The following is a 24,597-nucleotide window of genomic DNA, read 5'->3' on the forward strand; positions in this document are numbered from 1 at the left end:
AAAACCCAAAACGTTGTAACACGGTTCATCTTTGTCAAAAAAAACGCCGCTAGCCAAAGGCAGCGGCGTTATGTCATCCACGTTTAACGCATTACTCTTTAAACGTCGGGAATTCCATTTCGCTGTACTTCACAAAGCGCGAGCCACGTGCCAGCTTGTAACCGAGCCAAATCAGCAGGAACAGCGGAATGCCGATGTAGGTCGCCGCCACGCCATACCAGTCAATGCGGTCCGCCAGAAACGCCTGGTAGTTCTGACCCAGTGTAATAATCAGGCACAGCACGAAGGCGAAAATCGGACCGAGCGGGAAGAAGCCGGAACGGTATGGCAGAGCCGCTAAATCATGCCCTTGCGCCACGTAGCCGCGACGGAAGCGATAGTGGCTAATCGCAATACCCAGCCAGGCGATAAAGCCGGTCATGCCTGAGGTATTCAGCAACCACAGATAGACTTCCTGGTTGCCGAACTTCGAGCTCAGGAAGCACAAACCCGCTACCACGGTGGTGGCAATCAGGGCATTACGCGGCACACCGCCTTTAGACAGTTTGGCAAAAATACGTGGGGCTTTGCCTTCCTGCGCCAGGTTGAACAGCATGCGCGTTGAAGCGTACATGCCTGAGTTACCCGCTGACAGCACCGCCGTCAGGATCACCGCGTTCATCACTGCCGCTGCCGACAGTAATCCGGCATTCTGGAACACCAGCGTGAACGGGCTGATGGCGATATCGGTGACATCGTTATGCAGCAGTTTCGGATCGGTGTACGGCAGAATCAGGCTAATAATCAGAATCGCAAAGATATAGAACAGCAGGATACGCCAGAACACCTGACGCACGGCGCGTGGAATATTTTTCGCCGGATCCTGTGATTCACCCGCAGCGATACCGATCAATTCGGTGCCCTGGAACGAGAAGCCGACAATCATCGCCACGCCAATCATCGCGGCAAAACCACCGGCAAAAGGTGCGTCGCCCACGGTCCAGTTATGCCAGCCGGCATTTTCTGCACCGCGCATAATACCGGTGATCATTAGCACACCCACCACGATAAAGATGATGACGGTGGCGACTTTGATCAGCGAGAACCAGTATTCCGCTTCGCCGAAGCCTTTGACGGAAATGTAGTTGAGCAGGAACATCAGACCAAGGAACAGCGCGCTCCAGATCCAGCCCGGCGTATCCGGGAACCAGTAGTTCATCACCAGTTGCGAGGCGACGAGATCAACGGCGATGGTGACCGCCCAGTTGTACCAGTAGTTCCAGCCCAGCGCGAAGCCGAAGCCTTCTTCAACGTATTTAGAGCCGTAGGTGGCGAAGGAGCCAGAAACCGGCATAAACGCCGCCAGTTCGCCGAGGCTGGTCATCAGGAAGTAAACCATCAGGCCAATCAGCGCGTAAGAGAGTAATGCGCCACCGGGACCTGCCTGAGAAATGGTGGCACCCGAGGCGACAAACAGGCCGGTGCCAATGGAACCGCCGATGGCGATCATGGTGAGATGGCGCGCTTTTAGTTCACGGCGCAGCCCAGGTTGTTGTGTTGTTTTTGAGTCATTATGCATGTGTAAACGCTATGCTGGATAAAAATAAGGCGCGATTGTAGCAGCTAACCCCAGGCTGTATAGCATTCACGTCGGGTTATTAGTTACCTTCATAATCGGCGCGAAATTATTAGCCGTTTACGTTATGACAGCCGCGATTACTCGCGGCAATAGGAGAGAAATCGACTTAGCGCTTTCGACAAATGCTTCTGCCGATGATGAATGCGATACAGCGTGCGCGTCAGACGTGGTAACGGCACAGCCACTTCCACCAGCGTGCCCGCCTCCAGCAGATCGCTGATCACCCGGCGCGATAAACAGCTGATGCCCATGCCGTGACGCACCGCATGTTTGATTGCCTCAGAATTGCCCAGCTCCATGCCGAGTTGAAACTGCGGCAGGTGAGACAACAGCAGGTAATCAACAATTTCACGCGTGCCCGAACCGCGCTCACGCAGGATCCAGGGGGCGGCCGCCAGTGATGCCAGCGTGATCGGCTGTTGCAGGATCTCAGCATCAGGCGCGGCAAACACCACCAGTTCATCTTCCAGCCATGCTTCGCTAACGATATCCGGCTCGTGGCACGGCCCTTCAATCAGGCCGATATCCACACGGAAATCCGCCACTGCATTAATCGCATCCTGGCTGTTGCCGACGCTCAGTTCGAGCGGCAGCGTGGGGAAGTCACGACGATAGGCGGCGATCATCCCCGGCAGCAGATAGTTGCCGATGGTGCTACTGGCAAACAGACGAATGGCGCCATTATCCTCTTTAAACAGCTGTTCGATCTCGCTGGCCTGTTCCAGCAATCCGACCGCGCGTGGATAGAGCAAACGACCATGCTCGTTCAGGGCCAGTCGTTTGCCGACACGATCAAACAGTTGCACTCCGAGCTGGTTTTCCAAATCGGCCAGCGCCGCACTGACCGCAGACTGCGACAGTGCCAGTACCTGCGAGGCCTGGGTGGTTGAACCGCTTTTCAACACTTCGGTAAAGACTTCAATCTGACGCAGCGTGATATGCATGCGCCCTCCTCACATTGCGTAACGCTTCACAAGATAAGCCACCACCGCTAACCAGACGATCACCGTCAGGAAGAATCCTGCCCAGCTGACAATCTTTTTGCCGCGTGCCCGCTGGACATCAGCCCGTTCTGCGCTGCTGATGCGAATTTCACGCGGGAGCAAACGCAGCAGGATGATCACACCCAGCGGGACGATGATGGCGTCGTCGAGTAAGCCGATAATGGGAATGAAATCAGGAATGAGATCGACGGGGCTGAGTGCATAGGCGACAATGCCAAATGCCAGCAGCTTAAACCACCAGGGGGTACGCGGATCGCGGCAGGCAAACCACAGCGTGAGCACATCGCGTTTAATTAAGCGTGCCCAGCGGCGCAAGCGCTTCAACATCCCGACTCTTCCTTATTAGTTATACTGGTCAATGGACAATATATTACCAATTTAACTTTTAAACCAGTCAGGTATATACGCAGGCAAGCAGCCGCCAGGAGATTGGCGGCGGAGTGTGTGTCAGGCTTTCATACCGATCAGTTCTTCCAGTTCTGTGTCACAGGCCGTGAACTCATCGGTAATGGTGCGAATCAACCAGTCCTGATAGCCAAAGTTTTCCCGGCGGGAATAGAGGCATTCAGAGCGGTACAACTTTTTCGGATCGCTGTTATTGACCCCATAACGATAAAAATGGACCAGCGAGTTGTCGCTATCGGGCACGGCGAGCGTGAAGCCGACAGCGCCATGACCATTATAAAAAAGGGTCACTGCATTGGTTTTACCTAAAGTTAATTTATGGATTACGTTGAATTTTTCATGCTGTAAAGCGGTATCCAAAGTACTGCTATAAGCTGTTTTCATGGTTATAGTTAAAAGTTTCTAATTTGTTAAACTATAGTTAACCAGAAAAAAAGCGCACCTGCTAACTTTGGTAGGTGTGTTCATCTTTTGGATAAGTGTTTACCCGTGCCGTTTTTCTCCCCACGAGCGATGCAACATTTCATGGCGGTAGCGCATCCGCTATGATGTGCCCTTTGCAGCAGCAATCGCCAACCAGGAGAGCGGCATGAAATATATCGGCGCACACGTCAGTGCATCAGGCGGCGTAGACCAGGCAGTTATCCGTGCCCACGAACTCGAAGCCACAGCCTTTGCGCTGTTCACCAAAAATCAGCGCCAGTGGAAAGCCGCCCCGCTTTCAGGTGAAGTGATTGATGCCTTCAAAACCGCCTGTGAGAAATACAACTTCACTTCCGCGCAGATTTTGCCGCATGACAGCTACCTGATTAATCTTGGCCATCCGGTGATGGATGCGCTGGAGAAATCCCGAGAGGCGTTTCTGGATGAGATGCAGCGCGCCGAGCAATTGGGGCTGACGTTGCTGAATTTCCACCCTGGCAGCCATTTGAAGCAGATTGAAGAAGAGGCGTGCCTGAAGCGCATCGCCGAATCAATCAATATCGCGCTGGATAAAACGCACAACGTGGTGGCGGTGATTGAGAATACCGCCGGTCAGGGCAGCAATCTTGGTTTCCGTTTCGAACACCTCGCCACCATTATCGAGCACGTCGAAGATAAATCACGCGTCGGTGTATGTATTGATACCTGCCATGCGTTTGCTGGCGGCTACGATCTGCGGACAGAAGAAGCCTGCGTGGAGACTTTTGCGGAATTTGAACGCATTGTCGGTTTCCAGTTCCTGCGCGGCATGCACCTGAATGACGCCAAAAGCACGCTCGGCAGCCGCGTGGATCGCCATCACAGCTTAGGTGAAGGCAACATTGGCAAGACGGTGTTTAGCTGGCTGATGAAGGATAAGCGCTTTGATGGCATCCCGATGATTCTGGAAACCATCAATCCGGATATCTGGAAAGATGAGATTGCGTGGCTGAAGTCGGAACAACAGGCTTAAAACAGACAGCAAAAAGGGAGCCGCAGCTCCCTTTTTCTTATCCCGTGAAAATTACGCGGCTTTCGCCAGCTCTTCTTCCGGACGTTTCAGAATCGCGTAACCGAGGCCAGCCACTGCGGTACCAATCACAATCGACATCAGGTAACCCAGCACCGGGGTGATTGCACCTGGAATCAGCAGTACAAACAGACCACCGTGAGGTGCCATCAGTTTCGCGCCAACCAACATGGATACCGCGCCAGTGATTGCACCGCCGACGATGCAGCAAGGCAGCACACGCATAGGATCACGCGCCGCAAACGGAATTGCACCTTCAGAGATGAAGCACAAGCCGAGCACCAGTGCCGCTTTGCCCCCTTCCTGCTGACCTTTGTTGAACTTACGACGTGCAACAATTGTTGCCAGGCCCATCGCTAACGGTGGCACCATACCGGCGGCCATGATCGCGGCCATCGGCGCATAGGTTTGCGAACTCAGCAGGCCAACACCGAAGGCGTACGCCACTTTGTTCACCGGACCACCCATGTCGGTACACATCATGCCACCAAGGATCGCGCCCAGCAGTACCGCATTGGCGGTGCCCATGTTCGCCAGCCAGTGCGTCAGACCGCTCATGATGCCCGCAACAGGTTTACCCACCACGTAAATCATCAGCAGGCCGGTAATCAAACTCGCTACCAGCGGAATGATCAGGATCGGTTTTAACGCTTCCATACTTTGCGGCAGTTTAACTTTGCTGCTCAGCATCTTAGCGGCGTAACCGGCAATGAAACCGGCGATGATACCGCCAAGGAAACCGGCGTTAATGCTAGTGGCGATCATACCGCCAATCAGACCCGGAGTCAGACCCGGACGGTCGGCAATCGAGAAAGCAATAAAGCCGGCCAGTACCGGTACCATCAGCGCGAAGGCACTGCCGCCACCGATCTGCATCAGCGCAGCCGCTAAGGTACCCTGCTCTTTAAATGCGGTGATACCAAAGGCAAAGGAGAGCGCGATGCTCAAACCACCCGCTACAACCATCGGCAGCATGTAGGACACGCCGGTCAGCAGGTGACGATAAGCACCGGCTTTCTCTTTGCTGTCGCTTTGCGTGCTGGCAGACGCGTTGCCGCTCGGTTGATAGGTTTTGGCTTCAACCTGCGCTTTATCCAGTTCCTGCGCGGTTTTCTTCAGCGCGAGGCTGGTTGAGGTGCGATACATCGGCTTGCCAGCAAACTTCGCCAGGTCCACATCGATATCCGCCGCCACGATCACCAGATCGGCCGCCGCCACCTCTTCAGGGGTGATGGCATTGCCGGCACCCACGGAACCGCGAGTTTCCACTTTCACCCACCAGCCACGCTTGGTCGCTTCTGCCTGAATCGCCTCAGCCGCCATAAAGGTGTGCGCTACGCCGGTTGGGCAAGCGGTAACCGCGACAATGCGTTTCTGACCGGTGCTCTGAGCGGCAGCTGGAGCAGTAACCGCCGCGGCAGCCTGCCAGACTTTGGCACTGGCTTTAGCCTGATTAATGGCCGCCAGCGGATCGCGCAGCGCCTGCTGCACATCGACCAGCGCCACGGATTTGCCTGCCAGTTGTGCATCGTTCGGCACAGCATGGCCAGCAACCAATACCAGTTCAGCATCGGCCGCGTTGTCAGTCAGCGTCAGGCCAGCCTGTGCTGCGGTTGCGCGCAGACGTTCTAAAGCCAGATGTCCTGATGCCAGTCCCAGTGAAGAATCTTTTATCAGCAGCGTTTTCATTATCGCTCTCCTGCTGTTAGTTAACGGGTTGTAAGTCGACGCGCGCCATCATCGCGGCCAACTGGGTACGATCGGTCACACCAACGTTGCTCTGGCTCACCGCCATCGCAGCCACTGCAGTAGCCAGACGCAAGGTATGCTCGCTGGATTCACGCATCAGCAGCCCGTAAATCAGGCCGCCGACCATTGAATCTCCCGCGCCTACGGTGCTGACCACTTCACAGGCTGGTGGTTTGGCGATCCATTCGCCAGAGGCGTTGACCCACAGTGCGCCTTCCGCACCAAGGGAAATCACCACATGGGCAATGCCCTGCTCACGCAGTTCATGCGCGGCTTCGATCACATCCTGCAAGGTTGGCAGTTTGCGGTCGGCCCAGATTTCCAGTTCACGACGGTTCGGCTTCACCAGCCACGGCGCGGCTTTCAGCCCCGCCACCAGCGCTTCACGACTGCTGTCGAAAATAATGCACGGACACAGGGTGCGCAGATCGCTCATCCATTTGGTGAACGCTTCGGGCGCCACGCCCGCGGGCAAGCTGCCGCTGACGCATACCATGTCGAACTGTCCCAGCCAGGTCAGGGAATCGGCAGTGAAGCGATCCCAATCCTGCGCGGTGACGTTAAAGCCGGAAAAATTCAGATCGGTGACTTCACCGTCTTTTTCCGTCAGCTTGACGTTGATGCGGGTACGGCCCTGCACCACCTGAAAACGGTTGGCGATACCCAGCTCGCTGAACAGCTGCTGGAAGCCATCCTGGTTCTCTTTGCCGAGGAATCCACCGACGGTGACGTCGATACCCAGGTCTTTCAGCACTTTGGCAACGTTGATGCCTTTACCCGCCGCGTGCAGACCGGTGGTTTTCACCAGGTTAACTTCGCCACGTTCGATTTCTGGCGTATAGCCCACCAGATCGTAAGCGGGATTCAATGTGATTGTGGCAACGCGGCGGCTCATGCGACCCCCTCGCCCAGGCCAGAATTAATGGCCTCTTCGATGGCATTCAGCGCCTGCTGTGCATCTTCACCGCTGGCGGTAAAGCGCAGGCGATGGCCTTTTTTCACGCCCAGCGCGACGACTTTCATCAGGCTGCGTCCGTTGGCCGGTTTGCCGCTGCCGTCAAGGTTGGTGACGGTAATGTCACTGTTGAACTGTTTAATGACCGTAACCAGCGCAGTGCCCGGACGTGCGTGCAGTCCGTGCTCGTTGCGGATAGTAAATTCAGCCACCAGTTGATCCGCGCTTTCGTCCACTTCACTGGTCAGCAGCGCGAGAATGCCTGCCGCGTCGGCTTTCAGCAGACGTTCAGCTTTGTTGCTCAGCAGCAGATTGCTCAGATAACCCAGCACTTCCAGCGGACGATCGTCAGTGGCGGCCACGGTCAACAGCAGCGCCACATTTTCGCCCTGATGCACGAATGGCGTGGCGGTACGGCTGACTGCAATGGCGCTACCAAGGTTGCCATTGGCGCTGTCACTCAGCCAGATGCCCTGTCCGAGGCTCAGCGGCGTACGCGAAACCGCATCCGCCACAAACGCCGCTTCAACAGCTCCTGCTGCCTGTAAACGTCCAGCGTTCAGCGCCTGCAAGGTGATGAGATCGTTGGCTGCAACGTCAACCGCAATCAGCGAGGTATCGAATTTGAACTCAGCCGCCTGCTTTTCACCCATCAGGATGGCACGGAGATCATCGGCTGAAGCGGTTTTCAACTGCTCTGCGATACTGTCATCGCTCAATACGTGAGTCAGCTGGCGCAGCAGCGCAAGATGTTCATCTGATTTTGCCGCGATACCGATGGCGACATAAGCCGTTTGCCCGTCACCCCACTCCACGCCTTGCGGGAACTGATAAACCTGTACGCCGGTCTTCAGCACCATATCGCGCGTATCGGTGGTGCCATGCGGAATGGCAATACCATTACCCAGGAAAGTGGTGGTCTGCTGTTCACGCGCCAGCATGCCGTTAACGTAGCCTTCCGACACATTACCGGCTGCGGTTAACGCAGCGGCAACCTGACGGATAGCCTCTTCTTTATTTTGTGCACTGGCACCGGTATGGATGGCCTGAACGTCGAGCTGGAACATATTTCTCCTCGCTTGCTGAAATTGAATCGTTTCAGCTTAATGGCGAAAAATTACGCTGCACTTCTCGGGGCTTACCGAGAAGACAACGCTGAAACGTTTCAGGGAATATGGTACAGCATGAGAAAGCAGGCAAGAAAATGCGCGATCGGCGTAGCAGATTTTTGATGTTCCGCACACTTCAGATCGGATTTAAGATTTTTCAGGCCTGTACGACTGACGTCATTGCTGTAACGCATAGGTCACATAAGGCAAATTCTTCAGCACCGCGTCAGCAATTTAAGGCGCGGTATCTGCTTCGAGTTGTAACAGGAAGGTCATCGCGGCTTCGCGACTGCTACCGCACATCTCTGCGCTGGGCTGTAAACCCGCACAGACTGCGGGACGCAGCGGAGAACCAAAAATTTTGCAGCGCTGATTTTCATCCAGCTGAACGCAGCGGGTATTGGCCGGTTTGCCCTGGGGCATGCCGGGAATCGGGGAAGAGATTGAGGGGGCTGTGCAACAGGCACCGCACTGGTCACGACAATACATCATGCGCTCCTGAGGATTTCGTCGCGACAATAGCAGGCTGATGACGGGAATGCCATGCGCGGGCAACAATTTTACACTGCCTCCCTTGCCTGTTTTTCACGGCGCGAGTAACGTGGCGCGCATTAACCTTTTCACAGCGAGTTATCCCCATGCCAAAGGCAAATGAAATCAAAAAAGGAATGGCTGTTACCTGGAACGGCAAACTGTTGCTGGTAAAGGACATTGATGTCCAGAGCCCAAGCGCACGCGGTGCTGCCACCCTCTACAAGATGCGTTTTACCGATGTGCGTACTGGCCTGAAAGTGGAAGAGCGCTTCAAGGGTGACGATATTATCGATGCCATTCAGCTTAGCCGTCGCGCCGTGACCTTCTCTTATATAGACGGTGACGAGTACGTGTTTATGGATGATGAAGATTACACGCCGTACAGCTTCAAAAAAGATCAGATTGAAGAAGAACTGCTGTTCATCCCTGAAGGCGGCATTCCTGGCATTCAGGTATTAACCATGGATGGCCAGGTACTGGCGCTGGAACTGCCACAGACGGTGGATATGGAGATTGTCGATACTTCACCGGGCATTAAAGGCGCTTCCGCCAGTGCACGCACCAAACCGGCAGGCATGAGCACCGGCTTGTCGATCCAGGTGCCGGAATACCTGAGCAATGGCGATCGCATCCGTATTCACGTGGCTGAACGCCGCTATATGAGTCGCGCGGACTAACCGCACGATTTTATCCGGCCGCTGAAGGTTGTTATAGTATAACAACGTCGTGCGCGCCGGGTATGTTGTCCGCGCGCCTGAAAATGGAGCCTGTAATGACGCGCGTTAATGTAATCACCGGATTTCTCGGCAGCGGCAAAACCACCACCCTGCTGCATCTGTTAGCCCACAAACCGACCAATGAGAATTGGGCGATTCTGGTCAACGAGTTTGGCGAAGTAGGCATCGACGGCGCACTGCTCGCCGATCGGGGTGCCACGCTGAAGGAAATTCCTGGCGGTTGCATGTGTTGTGTGAACGGCCTGCCGCTGCAAGTCGGGCTCAATATGCTGTTAAAGCAAAATAAGCCTGATCGTCTGATTATCGAACCCACCGGCCTTGGCCACCCTAGACAACTGCTGGATATGCTGCGTGCCGCCGTGTATCAACCCTGGATTCAGGTTGATGCCACCATCACGCTGCTCGATCCCCGTCAGTTAGCCGATGCGCGTGTTGTCGAGAATGAAAACTTCCGCGATCAACTCACCGCAGCCGATATTATCGTCGCCAATAAAAGCGATCGCTGGAGCGAGGAAGATCGTCAGCGTTTGCAGCAATGGCAGCAGCATAATCTGGGCGATCGCCAACTGGTCGAATCCGCGTGGGGTAACGTTGATCCCGCGTTACTGTGCCAGCCCGCATTGGCGGATCGTGCGGTTCCTGAAGCGGCCCACCATCATCATACTTCACGGCCAAAAGGGTTGGCGGCACTGAAACTTGAGGGGTCCGCACGCTGGCGCCGTGCATTGAACGAAGGCCAGGGCTACGCATCCTGTGGCTGGATTTTTGATGGCGATACGGTGTTCGATACCATTCCGGCGCTAGAGTGGGCGCGGCTTGCACCGGTGGATCGCGTTAAAGGCGTACTGCGCACGCCAGACGGTCTGGTGAATATCAATCGTCAGGGTGACGACTTCTTTATGGAAACACGCACCACCACGCCACCGGACAGCCGCATTGAGTTAATCCACCACCAACCCGTTGACTGGAACGTTTTGCAAACAACCTTGTTGAGGATTCGTTTAAATTAGCTGCGTTAGGTTGCCCCATTATTTTTCTTTTTGAGTCTATTTTTTATGCGCGCGTCTCGTTTAATCACCATCCTGCTGCTGAATGCACTGGGGATCATGCTGTTCTTTTCGTGGTACCTGCCGCCGGACCATGGCTTCTGGTTTGGTATCGACAAAGCCATCTTCTATAGCTTCAACGATCGGATGGTGGATCACCACGGCTTCGCTTTACTGGTGGCGATCACCAATTTCCGTGGTTTTGATGCGGTATCGCTGCTGGCGATGGGTCTGCTGTACCTCTGGTTCTGGCGTCGTGAAACGCCGCAAGGCCGCCGTCGTATGCTGGCCATTGGCATTACCATGCTGCTCACCGCCGTGGTGCTGAATCAATTGGGTCATTTGATCCCCGTGCAACACGCCAGCCCAACGCTGTTCTTTGACAACGTGCATCGCGTGAGTGAATTGACAGGGATTCCAGCGAAAGATGCCTCCAGTAATAGCTTCCCAGGCGATCACGGCATGATGCTGATTATTTTTGCCTGCTTTATGTGGCGCTATTTTGGCTTCCGCGCTTTCCTGGTGGGTTTAGTGATTGTGGTGGTCTTTGCCCTGCCGCGCGTGATGGCGGGTTCTCACTGGTTTACCGATATTGCTGTGGGATCGATGTCGGTGATTCTGGTGGGATTGAGCTGGTGCTTATTAACCCCGCTCAGTGACAAACTGGTGAATTGGCTCAATCGTGCTCTGCCAGGGAAATATAAGCCGCGCACATAATTGTTAAGCGCGGATGAAAATAAGCCGAGAAGTCGATCATCCGCGCTTATCGAATGCTGAAATACATTATTAGCAGGCTAATGTTTTTCTATTAAAAGAAAACATTATGATGCAAAACGCGTAACAATCGCCTTTTTCCTGGTTTGTCCAGCCAGAAGCCTCTCAAAATCAGCCTTAGCGCCGGAATTAGCCCCTGAAAACCCGCCTTATTGGCTATTAAATCGCTACCAATCGTTGATAAAGTAACCATTGTGTTACGGATTGATTTCACATCAATAAAAGCTATAAAAATTTATATAAAAGCACTCGCCACGCGGTCTGTAATCGGTTAACCTCAAACGCGATTACTTAGAGTGCAGCATAAAATTCGGTGCCTTATGCAACAAAAATGTGTTCATTAACACATTTTAGTAATTAAGGAATTGTCTTAAGCCTTAGCTCTTATTAATCTCAAACCCGTTTTGTCATCTGGCTGGCGACATTGTGTCGTAAGGACTTCAAAGGAACACACGTATAATGGTCAAGTCTCAACCAATACTGAGATACCTCAGGCGGATCCTTCCCGCAGTAGCATTAGCAACACTCTTATCGGCATGTAGTAGTACGCATAACGGTCAGAACGCGAATAACGAGAATCATGAAGTTAACAACCAGAATGGTTTTTTACTTCAAGCGTCTCAGGACGAATTTGAACAAATGGTGCAGAATGTGGACGTTAAGTCCCGCATCATGGAACAGTACAGTGACTGGAAAGGTGTTCGTTATCGCTTAGGCGGCGACACCAAACGCGGCATTGATTGTTCTGCTTTTGTTCAGCGCACCTTTCGCGAGCAGTTCGGTTTAGATTTACCCCGTTCAACGTCAGAACAGCAGGATACGGGCAAAGAGATTTCTCGCGGCAAACTGCGCCCGGGTGATTTAGTCCTGTTCCGTGCCGGTTCTACTGGACGACACGTTGGCATCTATCTGGGTAACGATAACTTCGTTCACGCGTCCACCAGCAGTGGTGTGATGATCTCCAGTTTAAACGACAGTTACTGGAAAACGCGTTACCGTGAAGCCCGCAGGGTTTTAGCTAAAAACCCTAGCTAACGTATCCTTTTGAAGATCCTCTCAGCCAGAGAATCAGAAAACGCTGCCCAGGCAGCGTTTTTTTTTCGCCTGCCGTTTCTTAACGCAAATCCGATAGATAAAAAGTAATTGAGAATCAGAAATATAACGAGACTTTTCGCGCTTCCTCGTTATATTCTCGTTTGCTTACTGGCAGCAAATTGTTGCGTCTTCGTCGGCTGAAAAAACCCGCCCTGATGCAATGTTTTACGCCAGACACCAGCGAGCAGTAGTGCACGATTTACATAATAATAATGGCGCCATAAAGGGGAATGCACTCCATGCCACTGTCGGGGACGTTAAAACGTCATGCAACCTATTCGCGCCGTATCGCCTGGAGTAGTGCGATCATCGGCGGTGTGTTCTTTCTGTTGTTTGTCATCGTACTGCTGACGCTCACCTGGCAAAAACGAGTACAACAACATGAACAGTTGCTGATCCATAGCCGCGACGATCTACAACAGGTGATGTCGACCCTGGTGGATACCCTCTATCCATTACAACAATACACCCAGCTTGAATGCAGTAGCGTCAGCCGCGAACTCACTTCACGTGCCGCCTTTGCCGGCAATATCCGCGCGATTTTGCTGGTACGTAACAGTAATGCCTATTGTTCATCTGCTACCGGCGCCTTTCTGCTGCCTGCGAATGATATTTCGCCACAATCGGAGCTGGAGCGCGATCGCGATTTACGCTTACTGGAAGGCACGCCCCTCTTGCCAACCAAACCGGCGCTGGCGTTGTGGATGAAGAATCCAGGCTCAGCTGAGACCGGCATTCTCGCCACCATGAATATCAGCCTGACGCCTTATCAGCTGCTGGCTTCCTACCATCCTGAAATCACCGGTATGGCGCTGGTGATCGACGATAAAGCGCTGCTGAGTGGTCAAAATAAAGTGGTCAACGTCCACGATTTACCGCCAGCGTTGAAAGAAATCAGTTTTAAAGATAATGGCATGCGCTTCGTGCTGTACGGTACGACGCTGGCACAACGCGATTATCATCTGATCCTGCTGACCGGCCTCCTCTCAGCCCTGTTTATGAGTGCGGCCAGTTGGCTGCTGCTGACGCTGTATCAGCGTCCCGGCAAAGAGATTATGCAGGGCATTAAGCGTGGTCAGTTTCATGTTGAATATCAGCCCCTGGTCACCGCCCATGATGGGCAACCGTATGGCGTTGAAGCACTACTGCGCTGGACACATCCCACCGAGGGAATGATTCCCCCGGATGCCTTTATTAGCAACGCCGAAGCGCAAAATCTGATTATTCCCCTGACTCAGCATTTGTTTAAGCTGGTGGCACGCGATGCGAAGTTCCTCTGCCAGCAACTGCCGCGCGGCACGCGTATGAGCCTGAACCTTTCCCCTCTGCATCTCGCATCAGAAAGTTTTCGTCAGCATGTGCAGGAGTGGATTGCCGACATGCCAAAAGACCACTTCAACTATGTTTTTGAAATCACCGAACGCACCATGGTGGGCGAAAGAAATGCTGGCGAGATTTTTGCCTGGCTGCATGAGCAGGATATTAAAATTGCCATCGATGACTTCGGCACTGGCCACAGCGCATTGATCTATCTTGAACGCTATCCGTTTGACTACCTCAAAATTGATCGCGGTTTTGTACAGAGTATTGGTACCGAAACGGTGACCTCACCGGTACTGGACGCGGTATTGCTGCTGGCGAAGAAGCTCAATCTCAAAACCGTGGCAGAAGGCGTTGAAACCGGCTATCAGGCAGCGTGGCTGGTGAACCGTGGGGTGACACATCTGCAGGGATATTTATTCAGCCGCCCGCTGCGTCCGGAAAACCTGATCAGTTATTACCAACGTCAGGCAGCTCTCGGTTAACGTCACGCTATCGTCACGAAACTGCTACCATTCAGTGCGGATTATTTAAGGAGAGCGCCCCACTTATGCTGCTGCGTCTTGTCACCGCGTTGTTGGTTTGTAGCGCCATCGCGCCACTGCATGCGGAAACCATCAATGAGAGTTATGCCTTTGCCAAGCTGGGCGAACCGAAGTATGTGGTGAATTTCACCCATTATGATTACGCAAATCCCGCTGCGCCTAAAGGCGGCAAGATGACCATCGCGGTGGTGGGCACTTACGATAACTTCAATCGCTTTGCTTCACGCGGTAATCCTGGCGTCGGCACCGATACGCTGTATGACGGGCTGTTCACCACCTCCGATGATGAGCCTGGCAGCTACTATCCCTTGATTGCTGAATCCGCCCGCTATCCATCCGACTATCACTGGATGGAAGTGTCCATCAATCCGCATGCGCGTTTTCAGGACGGCAGCCCGATCACCGCGAAAGATGTTGCCTTCACCTTCCAAAAATTTATGACCGAAGGGGTGCCACAATTTCGCGTGGCGTTTCGTGGGGTTGAAGTAAAAGCGCTCAACAATCTCACCGTGCGTATCGACATGCCGAAACCGGACAAGGATATGATCCTGAGCTGGTTAACGCTGCCGGTATTGCCGCAAGCCTTCTGGCAGAATAAAAAATTCAACGAGCCGATCGGCTATCCCCCGCTCTCCAGCGGCCCCTATCGCGTCACGTCCTATAAGCCAGGCCAGTTCATTCAATACAGTCGGGTGAAAAACTACTGGGCGGCAAATCTGCCGGTCAATCGGGGACGTTATAACTTTGATACGCTGCGCTACGATTACTATCTTGACGACAACGTCGCTTTTGAAGCCTTCAAAGCTGGCGCGTCCGATCTGCGCGAAGAGGGGTCGGCGAAGAAGTGGGCCACACAATACCGTGGGCGCAACTTTGATAGCCACGCCATCGTGAAATCGACCACGCCAAATACCGTCTCTACCGATACTCGCTGGCTGGCCTTTAACAATGAAAAACCGCTGTTTGCCGATCGTCGTGTGCGTGAGGCGCTGACGCTGGCATTTGATTTCGAGTGGATGAACAAAGCGCTGTTTTACGGGGCCTACAAACGCACTGACAGCTATTTCCAGAACACCGCTTATGCAGCCAAAGGCTACCCGAAAGCCGACCAGCTCATTCTGCTGGCACCGTATAAAGCACAGTTGCCTGCTGAAGTGTTCAACAACGAATACGCACCGCCGCGTTCAGAGGGCAGCGGCTTTGATCGCGGTAATCTGCTAAAAGCCATGACACTGCTGAAAGAAGCGGGCTGGCAGATTAAAAATCAGCAGCTGGTGAACGATAAAACTGGTCAGCCCTTCCGCTTTGAACTGCTGATGCGCAGCGGCACGCAGAACGACTGGGCACTGCCGTTCCAGCATAGCTTGCAGCGTCTGGGGATTCAGGTAGAGTTGCGGCAAATTGATAGCTCGCAGTATTTGCGCCGTTTGCGCGAAGGCGATTACGATATGATCCCCTCGCTTTACTACGCAATGCCTTCGCCTTCCACCAGCCTGCGTACCATTTGGCAGTCGCAATACATCGACTCCTCCTGGAACACCCCTCGGGTGAAAGATCCCATCGTGGACCATTTCGTGCAGGAGATCGTCGATCATCAGGGCGATGAAAAAGCGCTGCTGCCGCTGGGTCAGGCGCTGGATCGTATTCTGTTATGGAATGCCTATATGATCCCGATGTGGTACAACGCCGAACAGAGGCTGGCATACTGGGATAAATTTTCCCGCCCTGAAATCAAACCCGCGTATGCAACCGGGCTAGAGAACTGGTGGTATGACGTGAACAAAGCCGCACAATTGCCGGCCGACAGACGCTGAGGAGAGCGGTTTGGGTTCCTATTTCCTGCGCAGGTTGCTGCTGATTATTCCCACACTGTGGGCGATCATCACCCTGAACTTTTTTATCGTGCAGATTGCGCCCGGTGGACCGGTGGATCAGGCGCTGGCGAATGCGCAATTTGGTCATAGCTCCGGTTTTTCCTCGGGTAGTGCTGGAGATGTCGGTGGGCGCGGTGCGCTGGCGCATGATAATCCGGGCGACAGCCAATATCGCGGCGCGCGTGGCCTTGATCCTGAGGTGATCGCAGAGATCAAACACCGCTACGGTTTTGATAAACCGCTGCTGCAGCGCTATGGCGAAATGCTGTGGAACTATATTCGTTTTGATTTTGGCGACAGTCTGTTCCGCAGCGCCTCGGTGCTGCAGCTGATCAAAGAGAGCTTGCCGGTTTCCATCAGCCTGGGCTTGTGGAGTACGTTGATCATTTATCTGGTCTCGATTCCGTTAGGGATTAAAAAGGCAGTGCGCAACGGCAGCGCTTTCGATATCTGGAGCAGTACCTTTATCATCATTGGATACTCCATCCCGGCCTTTCTCTTCGGCATCATGCTGATTGTGCTGTTTGCCGGGGGCAGCTATTTCGACTGGTTCCCGCTACGCGGTCTGACCTCGCCGCAGTTTGATACGCTGCCGTGGTACAGCAAGATTGGCGACTATCTCTGGCACATCACGCTGCCGGTTCTGGCCACAGTGATAGGCGGTTTTGCCACGCTCACTATGCTGACCAAAAACTCATTCCTCGATGAGATCCGCAAACAATATGTGGTCACCGCACGCGCCAAAGGACTGGATGAAAAACGTATTTTATACGGCCACGTGTTTCGCAACGCCATGCTGCTGGTGATCGCCGGTTTCCCTGCCACCTTTATCAGCATGTTCTTCACCAGTTCGGTCTTGATTGAAGTGATGTTCTCCTTCAACGGACTCGGCTTGCTGGGTTACGATGCCACTATTCAGCGCGACTATCCGGTGATGTTTGGCACGCTGTATATCTTTACGCTGATTGGCTTGTTGATGAATATTCTCAGCGATCTGACCTATACGCTGGTCGATCCGCGCATCGATTTTGAGGGGCGCTAATGGGCTTATCGCTAATCAACCAGCAGCGCTGGCAACGCTTTCGCCATAACCGCCGTGGATACTGGTCGCTGTGGATTTTTCTGGTGATTTTTGTGCTTTCACTCGGTGCAGAGTTGCTGGCCAACGACAAGCCGCTGCTGGTGCACTATCAGCAACGCTGGTATATGCCGCTGTTGTTCAATTACAGCGAGAGTGATTTTGGCGGTGACTTTGCTACCCCAGCCGATTACCAGGACCCGTGGCTAAAGCAGCGCATTGACCAGCAGGGCTGGGCGCTGTGGGCACCGATCCGTTTCAGTGACAGCACCATTAATTTCGCCACGGATGTGCCCTTCCCTTCTCCGCCCTCGAAGCAGAACTGGCTGGGTACTGACGCTAATGGTGGTGATGTACTGGCGCGTTTACTGTACGGCACACGCATCTCGCTGCTGTTTGGTATCTTACTGACGCTGTTCTCCAGCGTGATCGGCATCGTGATCGGCGCCGTGCAGGGCTATTTTGGCGGCCGCGTCGATCTGGTTGGTCAGCGTCTGATTGAAGTGTGGTCTGGTATGCCGTCGCTGTTTTTATTGATTCTGCTCTCCAGTGTGATTCAACCCGGCTTCTGGTGGCTATTGCTGGTCACCGTGGTGTTTGGCTGGATGAGCCTGGTGAGCGTGGTGCGAGCCGAGTTTCTGCGCACGCGTAACTTTGATTATGTGCGTGCGGCACGCGCGCTCGGCGTCAGCGATGGACGCATTATGCTGCGCCACATGCTGCCGAACGCCATGGTGGCCACGCTGACCTTCCTGCCCTTTATTTTATGCGGTTCGATTACCACCCTGACCTCACTGGATTTCCTTGGCTTCGGCTTGCCGGTGGGTTCTCCCTCGCTGGGTGAACTGCTGTTACAGGGCAAAAACAACTTACAGGCGCCGTGGCTGGGACTTTCCGGCTTCTTCGCCCTCGCGCTGCTCCTCTCGCTGTTGATCTTTATCGGTGAAGCGGTACGTGATGCTTTTGATCCCAGTCGGGGGGTGAAATGAGCCTGTTAAGCGTCAACCATCTTGCCGTGGCCTTCAATCAGCGCCGCGTGGTGGAAGATATCTCACTGCAGATTGAGGCCGGTGAAACTCTGGCGCTGGTCGGTGAATCCGGTTCAGGCAAAAGTGTCACCGCGCTCTCGATTATGCGCCTGCTGCCGCAACCACCTGTGACCTATCCGCAAGGTGAGATCCTATTCAATGGCCAAAGCATCTTGCAGGCCAGCGAACGCGAGATGCGCGGCCTGCGCGGCAACCAGATGGCGATGATTTTCCAGGAACCGATGGTGTCGCTCAACCCGCTGCACAACGTTGAGAAGCAGCTGTATGAAGTGCTGTCCCTGCATCGCGGGATGCGCAAAGAAGCGGCGCGCGGCGAAATTCTTAGCTGTCTCGATCGCGTTGGCATCCGCAATGCAGCATCACGCCTCGGCGATTTCCCGCATCAGCTGTCCGGCGGAGAGCGTCAGCGCGTGATGATTGCCATGGCGTTACTGACGCAACCAAAACTGCTGATTGCCGATGAGCCCACCACCGCGCTGGATGTCACGGTACAGGCACAGATTCTGCGCTTGCTGCGTGAACTGCAGCGCGAACTGAATATGGGCATGCTGTTCATCACCCACAATCTCAATATCGTTCGCCAGCTGGCGCATCGCGTTACGGTGATGCGCAGTGGTCAGGAAGTGGAGCACAACCTTTGCAAGCCACTGTTTAGCCAGCCACAGCATCCCTATACACGCGAATTACTCGCCGCAGAGCCGGATGGCCAACCGGTGCCGCTTATCGATACCCAACCCCTGCTGCAGGTCAAAAACCTGCACGTGGGCTTTCCGATTAAACGCGGATTGTTCAAACGCAGTGTGGCGGAAAAAACCGTGCTCAGCGATCTCAACTTCACACTGCGCCGGGGTGAAAGCCTTGGTTTGGTGGGGGAATCCGGTTCAGGCAAAAGCACCACCGGATTGGCGCTGCTGCGTTTGATTGCCGCGCGCGGTGAGATTTGGTTTGACGGTCAGCCGCTGCATAGCCTATCGCGTAAACAGCTTTTGCCGCTGCGTCCGCATATTCAGGTGGTGTTTCAGGATCCCAACTCATCACTCAATCCGCGCATGACGGTACAGCAGGTGATTGCAGAAGGGCTGGCAGTACATCGCCCTGAATTAAGTGCCGCCGAGCAGGAAGCGAAAGTGATCGCCGTGATGCAGGAAGTGGGGCTGGATGCGGAAAGCCGTTCACGCTACCCCGCAGAGTTTTCCGGTGGTCAACGTCAGCGCATCGCTATTGCCAGAGCGCTGATTCTGGAGCCGCAATTAATCGTGCTGGATGAACCGACCTCTTCGCTGGATCGCTCAGTGCAGAAGCAAATTCTCACCCTGCTGCGCCGTTTACAGCAGCAGCACCAGTTAGCGTATCTGTTTATTAGCCATGATTTGCAGGTGGTGCGCGCACTCTGCCATCAGCTAATTGTGCTGCGCCAGGGTGAAGTGGTGGAACAGGGAGAATGCGAAGCGTTGTTTAACGCACCGGCCAGCGATTATACGCGTCAGCTTTTAGCCTCCGCGCAGGGCGAATCGTTAACTCAGTGACCTTCAAAGGTTTCCGCGATGGCAACGCCCTGATTTTTCAGGCAGCAGTTGGTAGTGCTTTCGTCGCCACGCTGAATCAGTAAACAGGGCTGCCCTTCACACAGGGCAATTTTGCATTCGACCTGAATCTGCGCCAGCGTCTCTTGCAGCTGGTGCAGAATTTCCAGCGCCGGATGGCCATCGTGACTTAACAGACGCAGTGCGACGAGATCTTCATCGTGCACACCGTTGACCGCCTCCTGACGTTCAATTTCACCGACATGGTCGGCTGACCAACGATAATGTTGCGGTAAGCGATGCATAACCGAAAGTTGCAGCATAATTACAGTCCCCAGAGACGTTAACGCTTATTCACGACGACGGCGATTACGCAGTGAATCCCTACCTGGTAAACTCAGAATACGGACGTCAAGGTTTGCCTTCTCGTTTTAAACACAAAGCATGTAGCAAAGTTATTATTTGCGAGCTTTCTCGCATTTATGCCTATGTGTACCTTGTTCGGCGGCAGTTAACAATCATTTTAGACGCAATATAGTTACTTTTTTACACCTAAATTTTCACATTATGGAAACATTAAGCATAACGAATATGTGGGGATTCGCGAGTGAACGTGAAGAATTGATCGCATACGGCAAGAGGGAATGTGATAACGGCGCGGTTTTTTATTCGCGATTTCAATGGCTCTAAAAACCAGTGAACTCCGCGATCAACCGCGCCGTGAGAGGAAAGTGCAGATTTACGCGTGGCGTGGACGTGCGGCGTAGCTAAACAACACAATGGATACGGTTGCGCACAGGGCAATGGTCGCCACCATCGGCCAGGCGCTGTTAATACTGACCAGTGACAGCAATGCCCCCACCAGCGCACCCACGCCAAAGCGCAAAGTACCGGCCAGTGACGATGCGGTGCCCGCCATATGCGGAAACTCATCGAGAATCACCGCCATCGCGTTCGAAGAAACCGTCGAGACGCAGCCGATAAACATCGCCACGCCAAACACCAGCGACAGGAAACCTAAATCCAGCGCGCTGGCAATCAGCAGCCAGATACCCATCGCAAACTGTATGATCAGTCCGATACGGAACATCGCCAAAGGCCCGAAGCGGCGTACCGCGCGGCTGTTGATCAGCGTCATGACAAACAGGAACACCACGTTAAGGCCAAAGTAGTAGCCAAAGTTTTGCGGTGAAACGTGATTCACTTCGATGTAAACAAAAGGCCCGGCGTTGAGGAAGGTAAACAATCCCGCAAAGGAGAAGCCGCTTGCCAGCATGTAGCTGAACGCACGTTTATGGCGCACCAGCGCGACGAAGTTACTCAGCGTGGTTCGCAAATGGAAGCGCTGCCGCTGTTCAGGCTTGAGCGTCTCGCGGATCTGCGTCACCACCAGTACGGTAGTGATCAATGCGGCCACAGCCAGCGTCCAGAAAATCGCGTGCCAGTTCCACAGCAGCAACAGCCAACCGCCGATAATGGGTGCCAGTAACGGTGCAATGGTGGTGACCAGCATGACAAACGACATCATGCGCGAGAAATCCTCTTTCGAGTAACTGTCTCGCATCAGCGCGTTAATCACCACGCTGGCCGCTGCCGCCGACAAGCCGTGCAGGAAGCGCATAAAGATCAGTTGATCAATGGACTGCGACAAGGCACATGCCGCCGCGGCGCAGGCAAAGATCAGCGTGCCCAGCACAATCACCGGTTTACGTCCGTAGCTGTCCGCCAGCGGGCCATACACCAACTGCCCGATAGCAAACCCCAGAATGTAAAGGTTAAGCGTCATCTGCACGCTGCCTGCCGAAACGGCAAATTCGCGTGCGATTTGCGGCATTGCCGGCAAATACATATCAATGGAGAGCGGCATCAGCATCGCCAGCAATCCCAGAATCACGACCAACCCTACCGGTGAATTCTTTTCCTTACGCACCGCTTTCTCCCGCTATTTGCGTTTTTTCAGCTCTTCTGGCAGGCCGATGCTGTCGACCTCTTCTTCCGTGAGTTCACGGTATTCACCTTCAGCCAGGTCGTCATCCAGCACGATCTCGCCAATGCTTTCGCGATGCAGCGCGGACACATGGTTACCCATCGCGGCAAACATGCGTTTGACCTGATGATAGCGGCCTTCCGTGATGGTTAAACGAGCGGCCTTTTCGTCGAGGATCTCCAGCACCGCCGGTTTGGTCAGTTCTTTCTCATTGTGCAGTTGAATCCCCGTCGCAAACTTCTCCACCAACGCAGGGTCAATCGGCTCTTCTACCTCAACCAGATAGGTTTTTTCGAGGTGATGGCGCGGAGAGGTAATACGGTGGGACCATTGACCATCGTCCGTCAGCAGCACCAAACCGGTGGTATCGATATCCAGGCGGCCCGCCGCATGCAGCTTAAAGGCAGCCGGTTCTTCCATGAAGAACAACACGGTAGGATGATCGGGATCGTCAGTGGAGCAGACATAGCCCTGCGGCTTATTCAGCATGAAGTAGCGTGGACCGGTTTGCACCACCAGGGGGTTGCCGTCGTATTCGATTTCGTCATCTGGCAACACTTTGTAGCCCGCGTCACGAACCACTTCGCCATTAATGGTGACTTTCCTGGCGCGGATTTCGCGGCCAGCGATAGCACGGCTGACTTCCAGCTGCTGAGATATGAATTTTTCGAGTCGCATGAATTCGCTTTTGCCTGTTACTACGGAGGGAACTGAAACGGCGTTTTTAAACCGTTAAAAAAGTGTGGGCAGTATAGCTTGATCCTTCGCCTGCTAACAGTACCGCGCCTGCGTTTCAGCTGTTTTCATGGCATAATGCGTGCCCGTTTGAAAAAAAAGTTTGCCCTGATGTCTTTCACCCTGCGCCCGTACCAGCAAGAGGCCGTTGACGCCACGCTCCAGCATTTTCGCCGCCACGATACGCCCGCCGTGATTGTGCTGCCGACGGGTGCCGGTAAAAGTCTGGTGATTGCTGAACTGGCGCGCATTGCCCGAGGCCGCGTGCTGGTGCTGGCGCATGTGAAAGAGTTGGTCGAGCAGAACCACAGCAAATATCAGGCGTATGGTCTGGAAGCCGATATTTTTGCCGCCGGTTTGCAGCGCAAACAGAGCGAAAGCAAAGTGGTATTTGGCAGCGTGCAGTCGGTGGCGCGCAATCTGGATCGCTTCGACAGTGTCTTCTCCCTGGTCATCGTTGATGAGTGCCACCGCATCAGCGACAACGAAGAGAGTCAGTATCAGCAGCTGTTCGCCCATCTGCGGCAGCATAATCCGCAACTGCGTCTGCTGGGGCTCACCGCCACCCCCTTTCGCCTCGGCAAAGGCTGGATTTATCAGTTTCACTATCACGGCATGGTACGCGGCGATCAGCACGCGCTATTCCGTGACTGTATTTATGAATTGCCGCTGCGCTACATGATCAAGCACGGTTTCCTTGTGCCACCCGAACGGCTGGATATGCCGGTAGTACAGTACGATTTCAGCCGCCTGATCCCGCAAAATAACGGTTTATTCAGCGAAGCCGATCTCAATCGCGAATTAAAGCAGCAGAATCGCGTCACGCCGCACATCATCAGACAGATCGTGGAGTTCGCGGAGGATCGTCGTGGTGTGATGGTATTCGCCGCTACGTTAGAACATGCGCGTGAAATTCTGTCTCTGTTGCCGGAAAACAGTGCATTAGTCTCAGCGGAAACGGTGGTGAAAGAACGTGACCGCTTGATCAGCGAATTTAAAGCACAGCAGTTAAAGTTTCTGGTGAACGTGGCGGTGCTGACCACCGGCTTTGATGCGCCACACGTCGATCTCATCGCCATTCTTCGCCCTACTGAATCTGTCAGCCTGTATCAGCAAATCGTCGGACGCGGCCTGCGTTTGTCACCAGGCAAAACCGACTGCCTGATACTCGATTATGCTGGCAATCCGCACGATCTCTTTACCCCTGAAGTCGGCACGCCAAAAGGCGCCAGTGACAATCAGCCGGTGCAAGTGTTCTGCCCTGCCTGTGGTTTCGCCAATACCTTCTGGGGAAAAACCACCGAAGATGGCCATATCATTGAACATTATGGCCGTCGGTGTCAGGGCGTGATGGAGGATGATGAGGGCAATCGTGAACAGTGCGACTATCGCTTCCGCTTTAAAAGTTGTCCCGACTGCGGTGCAGAAAACGATATTGCGGCCCGCCGCTGTCATCAGTGCGATCGCATCATGGTCGACCCTGATGATATGTTGAAAGCCGCGCTAAAACTTAAAGATGCACGCGTGCTGCGCTGCGGCGGCATGACGCTGGAACAAGGGCGCGACGAGAAAGGCGAATGGCTCAAAGCGACCTACTTTGATGAAGATGGCACCAGCGTCAGTGAACGTTTTCGTCTGCAAACGCCTGCACAACGCAAAGCCTTTGAGCAGCTGTTTATGCGCCCACACCAGCGCGCACCCGGCGTGGAACTCGGTTGGCAAACTGCTGCGGATGTTATTGCTTTGCAGCCACTGCTGCGTCATCCCGATTTTGTGGTGGCACGCGCGAAAGGTCATTTCTGGCAAATTCGCGAGAAGATGTTCGATTATCAGGGACGTTATCGACGCGCGAATGAGCTGCGTTAAACGACGGAATCATTTGCCCGCGTCTTCTATTGCGGCTATAATGCCGCCCGCTTTTGCATCCGTAAAAGCATATGAATAACCGTCTGTTGCTGGGTCGCCTGT

General features: G+C 53.9%; 22 protein-coding genes. 11 read left to right on the plus strand and 11 right to left on the minus strand.

Going from position 1 to position 24,597, the window contains the following annotated elements:
• Positions 1–91: 91 nt before the first annotated feature.
• The 4 genes from AC6I8L_RS13000 to AC6I8L_RS13015 all read right to left on the minus strand — a co-directional run bounded on the left by AC6I8L_RS13000 (position 92) and on the right by AC6I8L_RS13015 (position 3,411).
• Positions 92–1,558 carry an amino acid permease gene (locus AC6I8L_RS13000; protein ID WP_058962265.1) on the minus strand — a complete coding sequence of 489 codons (1,467 nt, stop codon included), beginning with the start codon at positions 1,556–1,558 and terminating at the stop codon, positions 92–94.
• Between the two features lie 137 nt (positions 1,559–1,695).
• Positions 1,696–2,562: a DNA-binding transcriptional regulator YeiE gene (gene yieE / locus AC6I8L_RS13005; RefSeq protein WP_058962264.1), complete on the minus strand. Its 867-nt coding sequence runs from the start codon at positions 2,560–2,562 to the stop codon at positions 1,696–1,698.
• A gap of 9 nt (positions 2,563–2,571) precedes the next feature.
• On the minus strand, positions 2,572–2,949 hold the full coding sequence (locus tag AC6I8L_RS13010; protein ID WP_058962263.1) for a YkvA family protein: 378 nt from the start codon (positions 2,947–2,949) through the stop codon (positions 2,572–2,574).
• Between the two features lie 120 nt (positions 2,950–3,069).
• On the minus strand, positions 3,070–3,411 hold the full coding sequence (locus AC6I8L_RS13015) for a hypothetical protein (RefSeq protein WP_153012349.1): 342 nt from the start codon (positions 3,409–3,411) through the stop codon (positions 3,070–3,072).
• 205 nt (positions 3,412–3,616) lie between these two features.
• On the opposite strand from AC6I8L_RS13015, the gene nfo reads away from it, so the two are divergent.
• Positions 3,617–4,462, plus strand: a complete 846-nt coding sequence (gene nfo, locus AC6I8L_RS13020; protein WP_058962261.1) for a deoxyribonuclease IV — start codon at positions 3,617–3,619, stop codon at positions 4,460–4,462.
• Positions 4,463–4,513: 51 nt separating this feature from the next.
• On the opposite strand, the gene fruA is transcribed toward nfo, so the two are convergent.
• From fruA to AC6I8L_RS13040, 4 genes are all read right to left on the minus strand, one after another.
• Entirely contained in the window at positions 4,514–6,208 is a 1,695-nt protein-coding gene (fruA, locus tag AC6I8L_RS13025; RefSeq protein WP_058962260.1) for a PTS fructose transporter subunit IIBC, read from the minus strand.
• A 16-nt stretch (positions 6,209–6,224) separates the two neighbouring features.
• Positions 6,225–7,163 carry a 1-phosphofructokinase gene (gene fruK, locus AC6I8L_RS13030; protein WP_038645831.1) on the minus strand — a complete coding sequence of 313 codons (939 nt, stop codon included), beginning with the start codon at positions 7,161–7,163 and terminating at the stop codon, positions 6,225–6,227.
• Positions 7,160–8,290 (minus strand): fused PTS fructose transporter subunit IIA/HPr protein, encoded by a 1,131-nt coding sequence (gene fruB / locus AC6I8L_RS13035; RefSeq protein WP_058962259.1) that lies wholly within the window; start codon positions 8,288–8,290, stop codon positions 7,160–7,162. Before fruB ends, fruK begins: the two co-directional genes overlap by 4 nt.
• Before the next feature lie 276 nt (positions 8,291–8,566).
• Complete coding sequence (locus AC6I8L_RS13040) at positions 8,567–8,821, minus strand: YkgJ family cysteine cluster protein (protein ID WP_058962257.1); 255 nt, start codon at positions 8,819–8,821, stop codon at positions 8,567–8,569.
• Positions 8,822–8,970: 149 nt separating this feature from the next.
• On the opposite strand from AC6I8L_RS13040, the gene yeiP reads away from it, so the two are divergent.
• The 9 genes from yeiP (at position 8,971) to yejF (ending at position 19,910) form a co-directional block, all read left to right on the plus strand.
• On the plus strand, positions 8,971–9,543 hold the full coding sequence (yeiP, locus tag AC6I8L_RS13045; protein ID WP_058962256.1) for an elongation factor P-like protein YeiP: 573 nt from the start codon (positions 8,971–8,973) through the stop codon (positions 9,541–9,543).
• A 95-nt stretch (positions 9,544–9,638) separates the two neighbouring features.
• Complete coding sequence (locus AC6I8L_RS13050) at positions 9,639–10,613, plus strand: CobW family GTP-binding protein (protein WP_058962255.1); 975 nt, start codon at positions 9,639–9,641, stop codon at positions 10,611–10,613.
• Between the two features lie 45 nt (positions 10,614–10,658).
• On the plus strand, positions 10,659–11,366 hold the full coding sequence (locus AC6I8L_RS13055) for a phosphatase PAP2 family protein (protein WP_058962254.1): 708 nt from the start codon (positions 10,659–10,661) through the stop codon (positions 11,364–11,366).
• Positions 11,367–11,882: 516 nt separating this feature from the next.
• Positions 11,883–12,458, plus strand: coding sequence for a bifunctional murein DD-endopeptidase/murein LD-carboxypeptidase (mepS, locus tag AC6I8L_RS13060; RefSeq protein ID WP_034824970.1), 576 nt, complete (start codon positions 11,883–11,885; stop codon positions 12,456–12,458).
• Positions 12,459–12,757: 299 nt separating this feature from the next.
• The gene (gene pdeN / locus AC6I8L_RS13065) at positions 12,758–14,323 is read left to right on the plus strand and encodes a cyclic di-3',5'-guanosine monophosphate phosphodiesterase PdeN (protein WP_058962253.1); all 1,566 of its coding nucleotides are present in this window, start codon (positions 12,758–12,760) and stop codon (positions 14,321–14,323) included.
• A 65-nt stretch (positions 14,324–14,388) separates the two neighbouring features.
• Complete coding sequence (locus AC6I8L_RS13070; RefSeq protein WP_058962252.1) at positions 14,389–16,197, plus strand: extracellular solute-binding protein; 1,809 nt, start codon at positions 14,389–14,391, stop codon at positions 16,195–16,197.
• 10 nt (positions 16,198–16,207) lie between these two features.
• On the plus strand, positions 16,208–17,299 hold the full coding sequence (locus AC6I8L_RS13075; protein WP_498013934.1) for a microcin C ABC transporter permease YejB: 1,092 nt from the start codon (positions 16,208–16,210) through the stop codon (positions 17,297–17,299).
• Positions 17,299–18,324, plus strand: a complete 1,026-nt coding sequence (locus AC6I8L_RS13080; RefSeq protein ID WP_058961322.1) for an ABC transporter permease — start codon at positions 17,299–17,301, stop codon at positions 18,322–18,324. Before AC6I8L_RS13075 ends, AC6I8L_RS13080 begins: the two co-directional genes overlap by 1 nt.
• Entirely contained in the window at positions 18,321–19,910 is a 1,590-nt protein-coding gene (gene yejF / locus AC6I8L_RS13085) for a microcin C ABC transporter ATP-binding protein YejF (protein WP_058961321.1), read from the plus strand. Before AC6I8L_RS13080 ends, yejF begins: the two co-directional genes overlap by 4 nt.
• Here yejF and AC6I8L_RS13090 read toward each other — a convergent pair.
• The 3 genes from AC6I8L_RS13090 to rsuA all read right to left on the minus strand — a co-directional run bounded on the left by AC6I8L_RS13090 (position 19,904) and on the right by rsuA (position 22,572).
• Positions 19,904–20,230, minus strand: a complete 327-nt coding sequence (locus tag AC6I8L_RS13090; protein WP_034824977.1) for a YejG family protein — start codon at positions 20,228–20,230, stop codon at positions 19,904–19,906. The genes yejF and AC6I8L_RS13090 overlap by 7 nt on opposite strands.
• A gap of 416 nt (positions 20,231–20,646) precedes the next feature.
• Positions 20,647–21,837 (minus strand): Bcr/CflA family multidrug efflux MFS transporter, encoded by a 1,191-nt coding sequence (locus AC6I8L_RS13095; RefSeq protein ID WP_034824979.1) that lies wholly within the window; start codon positions 21,835–21,837, stop codon positions 20,647–20,649.
• A gap of 12 nt (positions 21,838–21,849) precedes the next feature.
• Positions 21,850–22,572: a 16S rRNA pseudouridine(516) synthase RsuA gene (gene rsuA, locus AC6I8L_RS13100; protein WP_058961320.1), complete on the minus strand. Its 723-nt coding sequence runs from the start codon at positions 22,570–22,572 to the stop codon at positions 21,850–21,852.
• Between the two features lie 168 nt (positions 22,573–22,740).
• Between rsuA and radD the strand changes: the two genes are divergently transcribed.
• The gene (gene radD, locus AC6I8L_RS13105; RefSeq protein WP_058961324.1) at positions 22,741–24,495 is read left to right on the plus strand and encodes a DNA repair helicase RadD; all 1,755 of its coding nucleotides are present in this window, start codon (positions 22,741–22,743) and stop codon (positions 24,493–24,495) included.
• The last annotated feature ends 102 nt before the right edge of the window (positions 24,496–24,597 follow it).

This window comes from Type-E symbiont of Plautia stali (genome assembly GCF_059731115.1).